The sequence below is a fragment of the Streptomyces sp. NK08204 genome, from assembly GCF_020400585.1.
Taxonomy (GTDB): Bacteria; Actinomycetota; Actinomycetes; order Streptomycetales; family Streptomycetaceae; genus Streptomyces.
On the sequence record NZ_JAINVF010000003.1, the window covers coordinates 87,461 to 100,829 of the forward strand.

Annotated in this window: 11 protein-coding genes; 5 read left to right on the forward strand and 6 right to left on the reverse strand. The window is 69.9% G+C overall.

Annotated features, from left to right (window positions below; all coding sequences use genetic code 11):
* Positions 1-32 precede the first annotated feature (32 nt).
* From K7G59_RS06195 to K7G59_RS06210, 4 genes are all read left to right on the forward strand, one after another.
* Positions 33-1,619, forward strand: a complete 1,587-nt coding sequence (locus tag K7G59_RS06195) for an MFS transporter (protein WP_225830903.1) — start codon at positions 33-35, stop codon at positions 1,617-1,619.
* Between the two features lie 76 nt (positions 1,620-1,695).
* A complete protein-coding gene (locus tag K7G59_RS06200; protein ID WP_225830905.1) occupies positions 1,696-2,325 on the forward strand; it encodes a TetR/AcrR family transcriptional regulator in 630 nt (209 codons plus the stop codon).
* Between the two features lie 185 nt (positions 2,326-2,510).
* The gene (locus tag K7G59_RS06205) at positions 2,511-3,578 is read left to right on the forward strand and encodes an endonuclease/exonuclease/phosphatase family protein (protein WP_225830907.1); all 1,068 of its coding nucleotides are present in this window, start codon (positions 2,511-2,513) and stop codon (positions 3,576-3,578) included.
* 141 nt (positions 3,579-3,719) lie between these two features.
* On the forward strand, positions 3,720-4,163 hold the full coding sequence (locus tag K7G59_RS06210) for a hypothetical protein (protein WP_225830909.1): 444 nt from the start codon (positions 3,720-3,722) through the stop codon (positions 4,161-4,163).
* Positions 4,164-4,412: 249 nt separating this feature from the next.
* Here K7G59_RS06210 and K7G59_RS06215 read toward each other — a convergent pair whose 3' ends face one another.
* The 3 genes from K7G59_RS06215 to K7G59_RS06225 all read right to left on the reverse strand — a co-directional run bounded on the left by K7G59_RS06215 (position 4,413) and on the right by K7G59_RS06225 (position 7,872).
* The gene (locus K7G59_RS06215; RefSeq protein WP_225830911.1) at positions 4,413-6,356 is read right to left on the reverse strand and encodes a protease pro-enzyme activation domain-containing protein; all 1,944 of its coding nucleotides are present in this window, start codon (positions 6,354-6,356) and stop codon (positions 4,413-4,415) included.
* A gap of 221 nt (positions 6,357-6,577) precedes the next feature.
* Positions 6,578-7,204, reverse strand: coding sequence for a DUF305 domain-containing protein (locus K7G59_RS06220; RefSeq protein WP_225830913.1), 627 nt, complete (start codon positions 7,202-7,204; stop codon positions 6,578-6,580).
* Positions 7,204-7,872 (reverse strand): DUF3105 domain-containing protein, encoded by a 669-nt coding sequence (locus K7G59_RS06225; protein ID WP_225830914.1) that lies wholly within the window; start codon positions 7,870-7,872, stop codon positions 7,204-7,206. The genes K7G59_RS06220 and K7G59_RS06225 overlap by 1 nt, the downstream gene beginning before the upstream one ends.
* A gap of 352 nt (positions 7,873-8,224) precedes the next feature.
* Here K7G59_RS06225 and glnA point away from each other — a divergent pair, with 352 nt between their 5' ends.
* Entirely contained in the window at positions 8,225-9,586 is a 1,362-nt protein-coding gene (glnA, locus tag K7G59_RS06230) for a type I glutamate--ammonia ligase (protein ID WP_225830916.1), read from the forward strand.
* Between the two features lie 333 nt (positions 9,587-9,919).
* Here glnA and K7G59_RS06235 read toward each other — a convergent pair whose 3' ends face one another.
* The 3 genes from K7G59_RS06235 to K7G59_RS06245 are packed head-to-tail and all read right to left on the reverse strand — an operon-like array spanning position 9,920 to position 13,129.
* Positions 9,920-10,969: a TolB-like translocation protein gene (locus K7G59_RS06235; protein WP_225830918.1), complete on the reverse strand. Its 1,050-nt coding sequence runs from the start codon at positions 10,967-10,969 to the stop codon at positions 9,920-9,922.
* Complete coding sequence (locus K7G59_RS06240; protein ID WP_225830919.1) at positions 10,966-12,240, reverse strand: MFS transporter; 1,275 nt, start codon at positions 12,238-12,240, stop codon at positions 10,966-10,968. The genes K7G59_RS06235 and K7G59_RS06240 overlap by 4 nt, the downstream gene beginning before the upstream one ends.
* Before the next feature lies 1 nt (position 12,241).
* Complete coding sequence (locus K7G59_RS06245) at positions 12,242-13,129, reverse strand: alkaline phosphatase family protein (protein WP_225830921.1); 888 nt, start codon at positions 13,127-13,129, stop codon at positions 12,242-12,244.
* Positions 13,130-13,369 lie beyond the last annotated feature (240 nt).

Below are 13,369 nucleotides of genomic sequence, written 5' to 3' on the forward strand. Positions count from 1 at the left end.
GTGTCGTATCGAAATGGTTGTACGCTCGACGCATGAGAACGTCCGCCCCCGCCCCCCGGATACCGGAAGCCGTGCACCGGCGCCGCTGGGCCATCCTCGGCGTCCTGATGCTGAGCCTGCTCATCGTGGTGCTCGACAACTCGATCCTGAACGTCGCCATCAAGACCATCGCGAGCCCCGCGCCGACCGGCCTCGGTGCCACGCAGAGCGAGATCGAGTGGGCGATCAACGCCTACACCCTGGCCTTCGCGGGCCTGCTGTTCACGGCCGGACTGGTCGGTGACCGCCTGGGCCGCAAGAAGGTCCTGCTGGGCGGACTGCTCGTGTTCGGCATCGGCTCGGCGCTGGCCGCGGAGTCCGGCTCCCCGGGTGAGCTGATCGCCTACCGCGCCCTGATGGCCCTCGGTGCCGCCTTTGTCATGCCCTCCACCCTCGCGGTGCTCATGAACGTCTTCGAGCGCGACGAGCAGCCCAAGGCCATCGGCATCTGGGCGGGCGGTGTCGGCCTCGGCATCGCCATCGGCCCCATCACCGGCGGTGCCCTGCTCGACCACTTCTGGTGGGGCTCGGTCTTCCTCATCAACGTGCCGATCGTGCTCGTCGCGCTCGCCCTGATGCTGTGGCTGGTCCCCGACTCCCGGGACCCCGCCCCCGGCCGCCTCGACCCCGTCGGCGTGGCCCTGTCCGTCGTGGGCCTGGTCCTGCTCGTCTACGGCATCATCAAGGGCGGTGAGCTGGCCGACTTCACCGATCCCGCCGTGCTGTCCACCATCGGCGCCGGTCTCCTCGTCCTCGCCGCGTTCGTCGTCTTCGAGAAGCGCAGCGACCACCCGTCCCTGGATGTCACCTACTTCAGGAACAAGGTCTTCTCGGCCGCCATGAGCGCCATCGCGCTGGTGTTCTTCGCGCTGATGGGTGTCACGTTCTTCGGCGTCTTCTACACCCAGAGCGTGCGCGGCTACTCGCCGCTCCAGTCCGGCCTGCTGATGCTGCCGCTGGCCGTCGCCCAGATGGTCTTCGCGCCGCGCGCCCGGCTGGTAGTCGAACGGTTCGGCAACAAGGCCACGACCACGGCCGGCCTGCTGCTGGTCGCGGTGACGCTCGCCGCGTTCGCGACCTTCGAGGCCGACACGCCGATCTGGCTGCTGGAGGTCGTCTTCTTCTTCATGGGCGCCGGCATGGCGCACATCATGACGCCGACCTCCGTCGTCATCATGCAGACGCTGCCGCGCGAGAAGGCCGGCTCGGCCTCCGCGCTCAGCAACACCTTCCGCCAGGTCGGCGGCGCCCTCGGTATCGCCGTCCTCGGCTCGGTGCTGTCCACCGCCTACCGCAACGGCATCGAGGACAAGCTCGGCATGTTGCCGCCGGGCCTGCGCGACACCGCCGGCGAGTCCATCGAGGCCACGCTCGGCATCGCCCAGAAGTTCGGCCCGCAGGGCAGGGCGCTGGTCACGCCCGCCGACGACGCCTTCCTGCACGCCATGCACGTCACCGCCCTGTGCGGTACGGGTGTCGCACTGCTCGGCGCCGTGGTCGTCGCCCTGTTCCTGCCGGGCAAACCGCCGGCCGGTCAGGAGAACACGCGCGAGACGGAGCTGGTCGCCACCGCGGACTGAGATCGAGCGGAACTCCACGGAAGAGGGAGGTGGTTGCGAGAGGATTGCCGCAGCGCAGTGAAAGGACGGAGACGACGTGAGCCTTGTCAGCAGCCGGCCGCGCCCGGAGCGGCCGGTACGGGGCCGCCCCCGCAGCGAGGCCGTGGAACGGGCCATCCTGGAAGGCGTGATGAAGCTCCTGGAGGAGGGCGTGCCCCTCGCCGAGGTCTCCATCGAGCGCGTCGCGCGTACGGCCGGGGTGGGCAAGGCCACCATCTACCGCCGGTGGAGCGGCAAGGAGGAACTGCTCATCGACGTGGTGCGGGCGGCGGAACCCCCCGACCCGGATCTGCCCGGCACGTCCATGCGCGACGACCTCGTGACCCTGCTGGAGTCCTTGCGTCAACGCGGGCTGGCCAGCAGGACGTCGGTGATCCTGCACAACGCTCACGTCCAGATGAAGAAGAGCCCCAAGATCTGGGCCGCCTACTACGACACCGTCATCACCCCCCGCCGCAACCTCGTCATCGAGGTGCTGCGCCGTGGTCAGCGCAACGGCGAGCTTCGGCCGGACGTCGACGTGGAACTGGCCAACGACATGTTCGTCGGCCCGGTCCTGGTCCGCTCCGTCATGCGCCCCGACGCCGATCTGCCCGAGGGCCTCGCGGAGGAGATCGTCGACACGGTCCTGGCCGGCCTACGCCCCGTCAGCTCCCCGGCGGTATAGCGTCCATGTGCGCGTTTCGTCACAGTCCTCGCCCGTCACGGCGTTAACCGGAACTCCGGACGTTCCCCTTTCGTCCTCGTCTTCCGTACGGCCGTCATGGGACGGCGGGAACGGAGCCGATCATCCCCTAGGGTCTGAAGAACACGGGGGCGACGGTGTGCACGGCAGGCAGTGAGGCAGACGGTATGGCGCAGCAGGCGTACATGACGGAGACGGACAACGGCAGCTCGGGGCCCGAGCGACCGGGAGCCCGGCTTCGGCGCCTTCTGCACCGCCTTCTGCACCGCCTGTTCGCCGGCTGGCGCGGTGACGCGCGCATCTGGCGCCGAGGCATCGTCCTCGCGTCGGTCGCCCTGCTCCTCGCCCTGGTGATGCTGCTGCACGCGCACATCCCCAACACCGTGGGCAACCTGGGTTCCCTCACCGAGACGTTCCTGCCCTGGCTGGGCGTGCTCATCCCGGTGCTGCTGGTCCTCGGTCTGCTCCGCAGGTCGGCGACCGCGCTCATCGCCGTCCTTCTCCCGGCGATCGTCTGGCTGAACCTCTTCGGCGGGCTGCTCACCGACAAGACGGCAGGCGGCGGCGACCTCATGGTGGCCACGCACAACGTCAACGCCGACAACCCCGACCCGGCCGGCACCGCCCGGGACGTCGCCGGTTCCGGCGCGGACCTGCTGGCCCTGGAGGAACTGCCCGCCTCCGACGTTCCGGTGTACGAGAGGGCGCTGGCGGCGACGTACAGGTACCACGCGGTCGTCGGCACCGTCGGCCTGTGGAGCAAGTACCCGATGACCGGCGTCGAGGCCGTCGACATCAAGCTCGGCTGGAAGCGCGCGATGCGCGCGACCGTGACCACGCCCAAGGGCCCGGTCGCGGTCTACGTCGCCCATCTCCCCTCGGTGCGGGTGAAGATGGAGGCCGGGTTCACCGCTCGCCAGCGTGACAGGAGCGCGGACGCGCTGGGCGAGGCGATCGCCGACGAGCCGTTGAAGCGAGTGGTCCTGCTGGGCGATCTCAACGGCACGATGAACGACCGTGCGCTCAACGCCGTCACCTCGCAGATGCGCTCCACGCAGGGCGCGGCGGGCAGCGGCTTCGGGTTCAGCTGGCCGGCGTCGTTCCCGATGGCCCGGATCGACCAGATCATGGTCAGGGGCCTCGAGCCGGAGAGCTCCTGGACCCTGCCCCGCACGGGCAGCGACCACCTCCCGGTGGCAGCCCGTCTGACCGACCCCCTCTCTCACGGCAGTTGACTGCCTCGCGATTCAGTCCTGACCAGCTTGACCTGCAGTCGAGTCGGTAGGAAACCAGTGGTGCCCGTAAGGCCGTCATGGCATGCTCATGAAAATCTTGTGAAGGCTTCAAGTGATTGAGGGGGACACATCATGCGACTCATGACGAAGGCGGCGACCCTGCTTTCCGCCACTGCTTTGTGCACCGTGGGCAGCCTCGGTATCGGTACCGCCACCGCCAGCGCCGCGACACCGGACGCCCAGGCGAGCATGGTCCAGGGCCAGGTGACGCTGGTCCAGTCGTCGGGAGGCAATTACTGGCACCTTGTTGCTGCGGGCGGCGCGGGAGAGGCCATCTGGAGCCAGGACCCGGCGAACGGCGATCCGGGAGACGCCCTCAGAGCGTACGACGGTCTCGCCGACGGTCTCGGTATCCACGCCTACCTCAGCGACGGGCGCATGGCCAGCACCGCGGGTCACGCGTCGCCTTACTACAGCCCCTGGGTGACCGGCGACCTGCCCGAGGGCAACTGGTACAGGATGACGGTCTGCACCGAAAAGAGCGGGGTGGACATCAGTTGCTACTACGCTGACGTCCAGGCGTAGAACCCGGGACGCAGCCGGCAACTGTCGACAGGGCCTCGAACTTCCCGGCCGGGAAGTTCGAGGCCCTGTTTCCTGCCGCCCGACGGAAGTCGCCGCTCCACTCCCGCATGAATTGCGGAGCAGGAAGGCCAGGACACCGGCGATCACGGTGACGCGCCCTGCGCATGCGCCCGGCCAAGGGGCCGTCGCGCTCCGAGCAGCGCAAAGGGGCGTGAGGTCCAGGACCCCACGCCCCCTGCGTTCAGCGCATCAGCGGCGCTGGAACGACTGCACGTACCCGTTCGCGGGCGTGCCCACGCCGGTCACGTCGTCGTAGCCCTTGACCGCCTTCAGCGAGCTGTCCTTGCCGAGGCTGCGGACCGAGGTCGCGAGGCCGTCGGTGGCGTCGTAGCCGTTGACGAAGTCGACGCGGGCCACGGCCAGGCCGGTGCCGGTCGGGTTGTCCGTGACGTCGTGGTAGACGCCCTTCTTGCCGTACTTGGCGTAGATGGACGGGTTGGCGAAGCCGATCGCCTTGCCGCCGCGCGCCTCCTGGGCCAGGGCCTGGACCGCCGCGATCACCGGGGCGGCCAGCGAGGTGCCGCCGATGCGGTACTCGCTGTACTGCTCGGTGCCGTCGGGGAAGGTCTGGGTCTGACCGACCAGGAAGCCGGTGTTCGGGTCGGCGATGGCCGCGATGTCCGGGACGACGCGGTTGCCGTCGGCGCTGTTGGCCTTGGCGAGCGAGTCCGGGACGACGCCCTTCTGGTAGAAGGGCTGCGGCACGGTCTTGCTGGTGCCGCCGCCCGCGCCCGAGGTGAACGCGCCGGGGAAGTTGGTCCAGCTCTGGCCGTCGGCCGACAGGACCGCCTTCTGGGTGCCCCAGCCGGTCTCCCACATGTACGTGTTGTCCTTGCCGACGGCCAGCGAGGTGCCGCCGACCGCGGTCACCCAGGCCGAGTTGGCCGGGGTGTCGACCTGCTTCACACCGGTGTTGGCGACCTGGTCGCCGTCGTCACCGGAGGAGAAGTAGAAGCCGATGCCCTGCACCGCGCCCAGCTGGAAGACCTGGTCGTAGGCGGCGGCGAGGTCCGGCGTCTGGTTGGCCTCGACGTCGCCCCAGGAGTTGGAGACGATGTCGGCCAGGTGCTTGTCGACGACCTTGCTGAGCGAGTCGAGCAGGTCGGCGTCGTAGCAGGAGGCCGCACCGACGTAGGTGACGTCGGCGTTCGGCGCCACGGCGTGCACGGCCTCGACGTCGAGGGTCTCCTCGCCGTACCAGCCGGCCGCGCCGCACTCCTTGGTCTTGGAGTACTTGCTCGGCAGCACCTGGTGCAGCTGACCAGTCTTCCAGGCCGCGTCACCGTGCTTCGTCGCGTACGTGCCCGCGTCGAAGGCGATGGTCGGCGAGGCGTACGCGTCGGTGATGGCGATGCGCACGTTCTTGCCGGTGTAGGTGCCCGCGCCGTAGGCGGCGCGCAGCTGCTTGCCGGTGTAGCCCTTGATGGCGTACGGGATCTTCTGGCCGTACGCGTCCGGCAGCGTGCTCGCGATCTTCGAGCCGTAGTACGACGAGAACGGCCCGGAGTTCTTGAACACGGCGTCCGGCGGCGGCAGCTGGTCGTCGTGGGTCGACTTGTGCGGGGCGGTGTCCAGACCGGTGACGGTGAGGACGGCGCCCTTCAGGCCGGCCGGCGCGGAGGCGGTGCGCGCCGGGGCGCGGTAGACCTTCGAGCCCTTGGCGTAGTTGTGCAGCTGGGTGCCGAAGGCCTTCTCGGCGGCGGCCACGTCACCGGAGACGGAGACGTAGTGCGCGGTGACCCCGGTGACGGTCAGTCCGGCCGACTTCAGCCAGGACTTGACCGCGGCCACCTGGGCCTTGGTGGCCCCGAAGCGGGCCTGCGCCTTCCTGGCGCTCAGGTACTTGCCGTACAGCGGCGAGCTGGGGTCGGACACGGCCTTGGCGTAGGCGGCGAGTCCGGCGGCGTCCCGCCCGGCCAGGTACACACGGGCGTGGACCTGGGCGGTGTCGGCGGCAGCTCCCTTGTCCGCCGCGGCGGTGGCCCATGCGGGCTTGGTGCCCACCAGGGCGTTGCGGGCCGGGCTGTCCGCGGCGTGCGCCGCGGGCATGCCGAGCGCCAGCGCGCCGGCGATCATGGGCAGTGTCGCTGCCATGCTCACGCCGGCGCGCACCTTGGCGCGGTTGGATCTCATAGAACCCCCTGCGATGCGGTTCGCATGCATGTAGTGGTCGGTACGTCGTGGATGCGCACACCGGCCCGCGGCGGCGTCGGCCGGCGAATCGATCACACGATGGGGGCCACTCTGGCGATGAACCGTTCATGTCAGGGGAAGGTTAAAGTCAAGAGAAGCTCAAGTAATCGTCAGGTGAGACGATTACCAGGCGAATTGAGGCTTTTGTCCTGGGGGAGGGGTTACGAACGGGGTTGTGCGCCGCGCTCCTTGAGCATGTCGGCCATCAGCTGAAGTTCCGACTGCTGCGCTTCGACCATGCCCTGCGCGAGCCGCTTCTCCACGTCGACGGTGCACTTGGCCGCACACCCCTCGGCCATGTGGATGCCGCCCTTGTGATGGTCCGTCATCAGCTGGAGGTAGAAGATCTCCGCCCGCTTCCCGCTCAGGGACTGGAGCTTCTTCATCTCGGTGTTGGTCGCCATGCCCGGCATCAGCGCGCCGTCCTTGCCGGAGGCCATGTCGCCCATGCCCATCCAGGTCATCGGCGGCTTCGCCGACACCTTCGGCAGCCCCCACAGATCCAGCCAGCCCAGCAGCATCCCGCGCTGGTTGGCCTGCGTCTGCGCGATGTCGTACGCGAGCCGCCGCACCTCCGTGTTCGTCGTGCGGTCGCGGACGATGTACGACATCTCGACGGCCTGCTGGTGGTGCACGGCCATGTCCCGCGCGAAGCCGGCGTCGGCCGACTCCGCGCCCGGGGTCTTGGTGTGCGATCCGCCGTCCTCGGCGACCGAGTAGGTGATCGCGCCGGCCGCGACGAGTACCGCCGCCGCGGCTCCGGCGATCCAGCCGACGTGCTGCCGCATCACTTCATGACCCCGCCGGTGCAGGAGGCGCCGGGCTCGGGCGTCTGCCGGCCCTGCACGTAGGTGGCGAAGAACTTGTTCACCTCGGGGTCGCTCGCGCTCTTCACCGTCACCTGGTGGCCCCAGGCCGACAGCAGCAGCGGGGCGGCCTGGTTCTCGTACGGGCTCATCAGCGAGTACGGCGTCTTCTTGACCTTGGCGGCGAGCGCGTCGACGTCCGCCTTCTTCGCCTTGCTGGTGTACGTCACCCAGACCGCGCCGTGCTCCAGCGAGTGCACCGCGTTCACCTCGGGCACCGGCTTGGTGTAGACGTCACCGTTGCAGTTCAGCCAGACCGGGTTGTGGTTGCCGCCGACCGGCGGGTGCATCGGGTACGACACCTTGTCCGTGACGTGCGTGCGTGCCAGCGTGCCGGACCAGGTCCGTACGCCGTCCTTGCCGGTGACGAAGTGCCCGGTGTCGCCGCTCTTGCCGCTCGTGCTCTTGCCGCTGTCGTCCGACTGCGAGTTCACCAGGACCACGCCGCCGACGACCAGACCGGCGACGATCACCGCGGACGCGCCGATGGTGAGCGCCCGGGTGCGGCGTTCGCGGGCACGCTCGGCGCGCCGCATCTCCTCTATGCGCGCCTTGCGCGCCGCGCTGCTCTTGTTCTTGCCGGAACCCATGAGACGTGTCCTTCTGGGGGGAAAGGGGCGTGGACGGTGGGGCCCGCTGATCGTAATGGGAAGGGGCCCTCTCCCGAAGGGAGGGTATGACAACCGGATAATTTGCCCTCAAGAGGCACATTACCTCCCGGGATGCGGCGACTCAGCCCGTTACGAATGTCGGTCCGAGCAGGCAAGATGGGCGGAAGAGCAGTACATCTGCCGGACGAGAGGCGTTCAGCCCGAGGACGCTTCGGCGATCAAGGTCCGCAACGCGCATGAAATGGTGTTGTGGTGGGATGCTCAGGTGCCCGACCGCCTCCCGTGCTACGGCGGACAGGCGGCCTGACCAGCAAGGATGGGGAAGCGGAAGATGGACAAGCAGCAGGAGTTCGTGCTCCGGACCTTGGAGGAGCGCGACATCCGGTTCGTACGCCTGTGGTTCACGGACGTCCTGGGCTTCCTCAAGTCGGTCGCCGTGGCCCCCGCCGAACTGGAGCAGGCCTTCGACGAGGGCATCGGCTTCGACGGCTCCGCCATCGAGGGCTTCGCCCGGGTCTACGAGTCCGACATGATCGCCAAGCCGGATCCCTCCACCTTCCAGATCCTGCCCTGGCGTGCCGAGGCCCCGGGCACCGCGCGCATGTTCTGCGACATCCTCATGCCCGACGGCTCCCCGTCCTTCGCCGACCCGCGCTATGTCCTCAAGCGCGCCCTCGCCCGCACCTCCGACCTGGGCTTCACCTTCTACACCCACCCGGAGATCGAGTTCTTCCTGCTGAAGGACCGCCCCCTCGACGGCTCCCGCCCCACCCCCGCCGACAACTCGGGGTACTTCGATCACACCCCGACCAACGTCGGCATGGACTTCCGCCGTCAGGCGATCACCATGCTGGAGTCGATGGGCATCTCGGTCGAGTTCTCCCACCACGAGGGTGCCCCCGGCCAGCAGGAGATCGACCTGCGCTACGCCGACGCGCTCTCCACCGCCGACAACGTCATGACGTTCCGCCTGGTCATGAAGCAGGTCGCGCTGGAGCAGGGGGTCCATGCCACCTTCATGCCGAAGCCGTTCTCCGAGCACCCCGGCAGCGGCATGCACACGCACCTCTCCCTCTTCGAGGGCGACCGCAACGCGTTCTACGAGTCCGGTTCGGAGTACCAGCTCTCCAAGGTCGGCCGCTCCTTCATCGCGGGCCTGCTCAAGCACGCCGCCGAGACCTCCGCGGTCACCAACCAGTGGGTCAACAGCTACAAGCGCATCTGGGGCGGCGCCGAGCGGACCGCGGGCGCCGGCGGCGAGGCCCCGTCCTACATCTGCTGGGGCCACAACAACCGCAGCGCCCTGGTTCGGGTCCCGATGTACAAGCCCGGCAAGACCGGCTCCGCGCGTGTGGAGGTCCGCTCCCTGGACTCCGGTGCCAACCCGTACCTGGCCTACGCCGTCCTGCTGGCCGCCGGCCTCAAGGGCATCGAGGAGGGCTACGAGCTGCCGCCGGGCGCCGAGGACGACGTGTGGGCCCTGTCCAACGCCGAGCGGCGCGCGATGGGCATCGAGCCCCTCCCGCAGAACCTGGGCGAGGCCCTGACCCTCATGGAGCGCAGCGACCTGGTCGCCGAGACCCTCGGCGAGCACGTCTTCGACTTCTTCCTGCGCAACAAGCGCCAGGAGTGGGAGGAGTACCGCTCCGAGGTCACCGCGTTCGAGCTGCGCAAGAACCTTCCCGTGCTGTAGGCGCAGGTCAGCGCGGGTTTCCGCTCGAACGATCCCTGGGGCCGACGGTCGTCGACCGTCGGCCCCAGGCGCCTCTCACGCCGCTGGGCCGTCTCAGGGCCGTCGGAACACGCTCGGTGAAGCCGTGAGGGTCTGCTCGCCTCACCCGTGGCGGACCGCTCGGCCGACTGAAGTCGTCATTCCTCGCGGAACTGCTGACGCTCGGCTGTCAGCCCGCCGCCCCGTGGAGACCGCGTGCCCGGTGGTGTCGCAGGTGGCCCCGACTTCCCGTCGGTCCCTGCGGCACCACACGTTCCGTCCCAGTGGCCGGGCACCGAGCCGCAGCAGACGCCGTCAGCGTGACGGCCCCGCGCTGACCTGCCGCTGACCGAGGTAGGTGGGGGACACCGCGGCGCTGCTGATCCGCCGCGGCCGTCCCGACCCGTCCGCCGGGACCTGGTACAGGTCGGCGCCGTAGTCCCCGGGCAGGGCGTACACGGCCGTACGGTCGTCCTTCCACACCACCTGGTCGTCCACGCTGCGAGACTCCGCCAGCGGGGTCTCCCGCATCGTCCGCAGGTCCAGGACGTACAGGCGCCAGGGGGCGTCCTTGGGCAGGCCCTTGACGCGCTTCTTGAACGCGACACGGGTGCCGTCGGGGGACAGGGACGGACATTCGACGTCGGTGTGCAGCGTGGTGACCGTGCGCTCGCGCAGGTCACCACGGACCAGGTACGTCGTCCCCCTGGTCGCCATCGTGGCGTAGAAGGTGCGGTCGTCCGCCGCGAACGTCACCCCCCAGAAGTTCACGTCCGCCGCCCGGTACCGGTGCCCGCCCTTGATGATCCGGAAGCTCTCCAGGGACGGGACCAGCTCACCGGTGCGGGTGTCCACGATCGTCGCGCGCGTGGAGAAGTCCGTACCGGCGTAACTGTCACCGCCCACGAACGCCGTCCACGTGGCGAAGTGCCCGGTGGGGGAGACCCGGGCGCGGGAGGGGATGCCGGGGACGCCGTAGCGGTCGCGCACCTTCAGGCGCGCGTCCAGGATCACCGCGCGGTAGGTGTCCGACACCGGCCCGTGCACCGCCTGGAGGCAGACTCCGGTGCCCGAGGCGGCGTAGAACCGCAGGCACTTGACACCGGAGGCGGTCCGCGGGCCGGACGGGTCCGTCGCCGCGACCGACACCAGCTCGTCGCGGTGCGGCCCCCACGCCATGTTGCGGAACACCATCCGGCCGTGCCCGGTCAGGCGGACCGTGCCCGGGGTGACCTCCGGGCCGCCCGCCTGCGTGTGGTTGCGGCGGTCCGCCCGCGCCGAGGCGTGCAGCACGGACGCGATCCCGACCGCCGCCAGCGCGACGACGGCCGAGAGCAGGACGAGGATGCGGCTGCGCAGGGTCATGCGGTCGAGGTGCCTTCCGATTCGGTGCGGGGTCGCAGGGTCAGGGAGAACACGGCACAGGCCGCCAGCGCCACGGTCGCCCCCGCCAGCGCCGTACGGTCGCCCCACACCGTCCAGGCCGCGCCGAACAGCAGCGAGCAGGCGAATCGGGCCGCCGCCTGCCCGGTCTGCACGACGGCCAGTCCGGAGGAGCGCAGCGCCTCCGGCACGCCCGCGGAGGCCGCCGCCATCAGCACGCCGTCGGTGGCCGCGTAGAAGCCGCCGTGCAGGACGAGCACGACGTACGGCAGCGCATCCCCGTGCCACGAGGTGAGCAGCAGCGCGTACGCCAGCAGGAGCGCGCCGTGACCGGCCAGGAACACCGTCCACCGGCCCACCCGGTCCGCGAGCCGGCCGAGCGGCACCGCGAGCAGCAGGAACGCGGCGGCCGTGCCGAGTGGCAGCAGTGCGAACCAGCGGTCGGGGACCCCGAGCCGGCGCTGCAGCAGCAGATAGACGAAGGAGTCGCTGACCGTGGCCAGGCCCAGCAGCAGCGCGCAGACGGTGATCCGCCGCAGCTCACGCCGCCCCAGCAGCCCCAGGGCGGCCCGCAGAGTCGGCCGCTCCTGGTGCGCTGACCGCTGCCTCGCTCCCCCCGGCACGAAGAGCACCAGCACCAGCACGCCCACGACCGCGACGCAGAAGCTGACCGTGAACACGGCGTCGTAGCCGTCCACGGTGGCCCGCAGGATCCAGAAGGCCACCAGCGGCCCGAGCAGCGCCCCGGCCGTGTCCATGGCCCGGTGCACGCCGAAGGCACGCCCCCGCGTCCCGGGCGTGCTGGACAGCGAGATCAGGGCGTCCCGGGGAGCTGTGCGCAGTCCCTTCCCGGTGCGGTCGGCGGCCAGCAGGAGTCCGATCGGCGTGAGGGAGTGCGCGACGAGCAGCAACGGCTTGCACAGCGCCGAGAGCCCGTAGCCGAACCCGGCCACCCACTTGTGCCGCCCGCCGCCCCGGTCGGCGAGATGGCCGCCCACCAGGCGCACCAGCGCCGAGAAGCCGTTGTAGACGCCGTCCAGCAGTCCGAAACCCAGGGGTGACAGACCGAGGCCCGTCACCAGGTACAGCGGCAGCACCGCCGTGACCATCTCGGAGGAGACGTCGGTGACCAGACTGACCGCGCCGAGGGCGAGCACCGTCGGGGCGAGCGCGGCACGGCGCCGCCCGGCGAGGGGCCGGGCGGCGCCGTCCGCGGACGCCGGCGTGTGCGCGCGACTGTCCGCTACGTACACGTCAGGGCGCCCAGATGCCGGTGATGTCCTTGGCGGATGCCGCGTTGCCCGCGTGCGTGGTCAGACCCTGGGTGTCCTCCAGGGTGCGCAGCAGGTCGTAGTGGTTGTACGTGGTGGACGTGCTGGACCCCGGCGTGACCGGCTGTCCGTACAGCACGGTCGGGATCCGGTTGCCACTGAGCCGGTTGTCCTCGTCGAAGGTGACGACGAGGAGGCTGTTGTGGGTCTTGGCCCAGGTGGCGTACGCGCCCAGGTTGTTCTTCAGCCAGGTGTCACCGGTGGACACCGAGCAGTCGTGCATGTCGCTGCACAGGTTGGGGACCACGAAGGACATCTGGGGCAGCTGCGTGTAGTCCGCCGGGAACTGCGCGAAGGTGTACGCGGACGAGGTCGGCACGTTGCTGAACCCGAACCAGGGGTTGTGCTTCTGCGCGTAGTTGCCACTGCTGCACGTGGTCGAGCCCTGGCTCGGCAGCGACTCGTTGTAGCTGGCCCAGGTCCGGCCCGCGGCGATCTGCTCGGAGGCCAGGTTCGGCGCCGAGGAGAAGCCCGGGGTGATGCAGCTGTCGTCGGTGATCCCCTGCGTCGACCCGGAGAACAGCGCGTAGTAGTTCGGCTGGCTCGGGTGGGTGATGCCGTACGACTGCGTGAGGTTGGCGCCGCCGTTCTTGAGCGAGTTGATGTACGGGGCGCTGGAGGAGCCGATGACCTGGCTGTAGGAGTGGTTCTCGAAGACCACGACGACCACGTGGTCCGGGCTGGGCACGGAGCCCGCGGCGTGCGCGGACCCGCTCCCGAGCCCGGTCCACAGCCCGACCGCGGCGGCAGCCAGGGCCGCTGCGGACGCCACGACGGTACGGGCACGGCGGTACACGGAACTGCCGGACACATCAACCTCCGGGGTGGGGGTGGGGCGGGGCTGGCGGTGCGGACAGAGCATGCACACGTCAACATGCCCATGGGTCAAGCGGCCCAACCCGAGGGATGAACACCAGATGAACTGCTCCTCCCGGCAGCGGCGCCCCGCACGCCGGGGGACGGGCACCGTCCGGAGCGGCACCGGCTCACCCACTCGCCGCAGGCGCCGCACAGGCCGCGAAGCCCCGCGCGGGCCGCCGCAGCCCTGCGG

Coding starts and splice junctions, on each gene's coding strand:
- K7G59_RS06195 (WP_225830903.1), top strand. CDS start 33: ATGAGAACGTCCGCCCCCGCCCCCCGGATACCGGAAGCCGTGCACCGG.
- glnA (WP_225830916.1), top strand. CDS start 8,225: ATGGACAAGCAGCAGGAGTTCGTGCTCCGGACCTTGGAGGAGCGCGAC.
- K7G59_RS06205 (WP_225830907.1), top strand. CDS start 2,511: ATGGCGCAGCAGGCGTACATGACGGAGACGGACAACGGCAGCTCGGGG.
- K7G59_RS06220 (WP_225830913.1), bottom strand. CDS start 7,204: ATGCGGCAGCACGTCGGCTGGATCGCCGGAGCCGCGGCGGCGGTACTC.
- K7G59_RS06235 (WP_225830918.1), bottom strand. CDS start 10,969: ATGACCCTGCGCAGCCGCATCCTCGTCCTGCTCTCGGCCGTCGTCGCG.
- K7G59_RS06210 (WP_225830909.1), top strand. CDS start 3,720: ATGACGAAGGCGGCGACCCTGCTTTCCGCCACTGCTTTGTGCACCGTG.
- K7G59_RS06215 (WP_225830911.1), bottom strand. CDS start 6,356: ATGAGATCCAACCGCGCCAAGGTGCGCGCCGGCGTGAGCATGGCAGCG.
- K7G59_RS06225 (WP_225830914.1), bottom strand. CDS start 7,872: ATGGGTTCCGGCAAGAACAAGAGCAGCGCGGCGCGCAAGGCGCGCATA.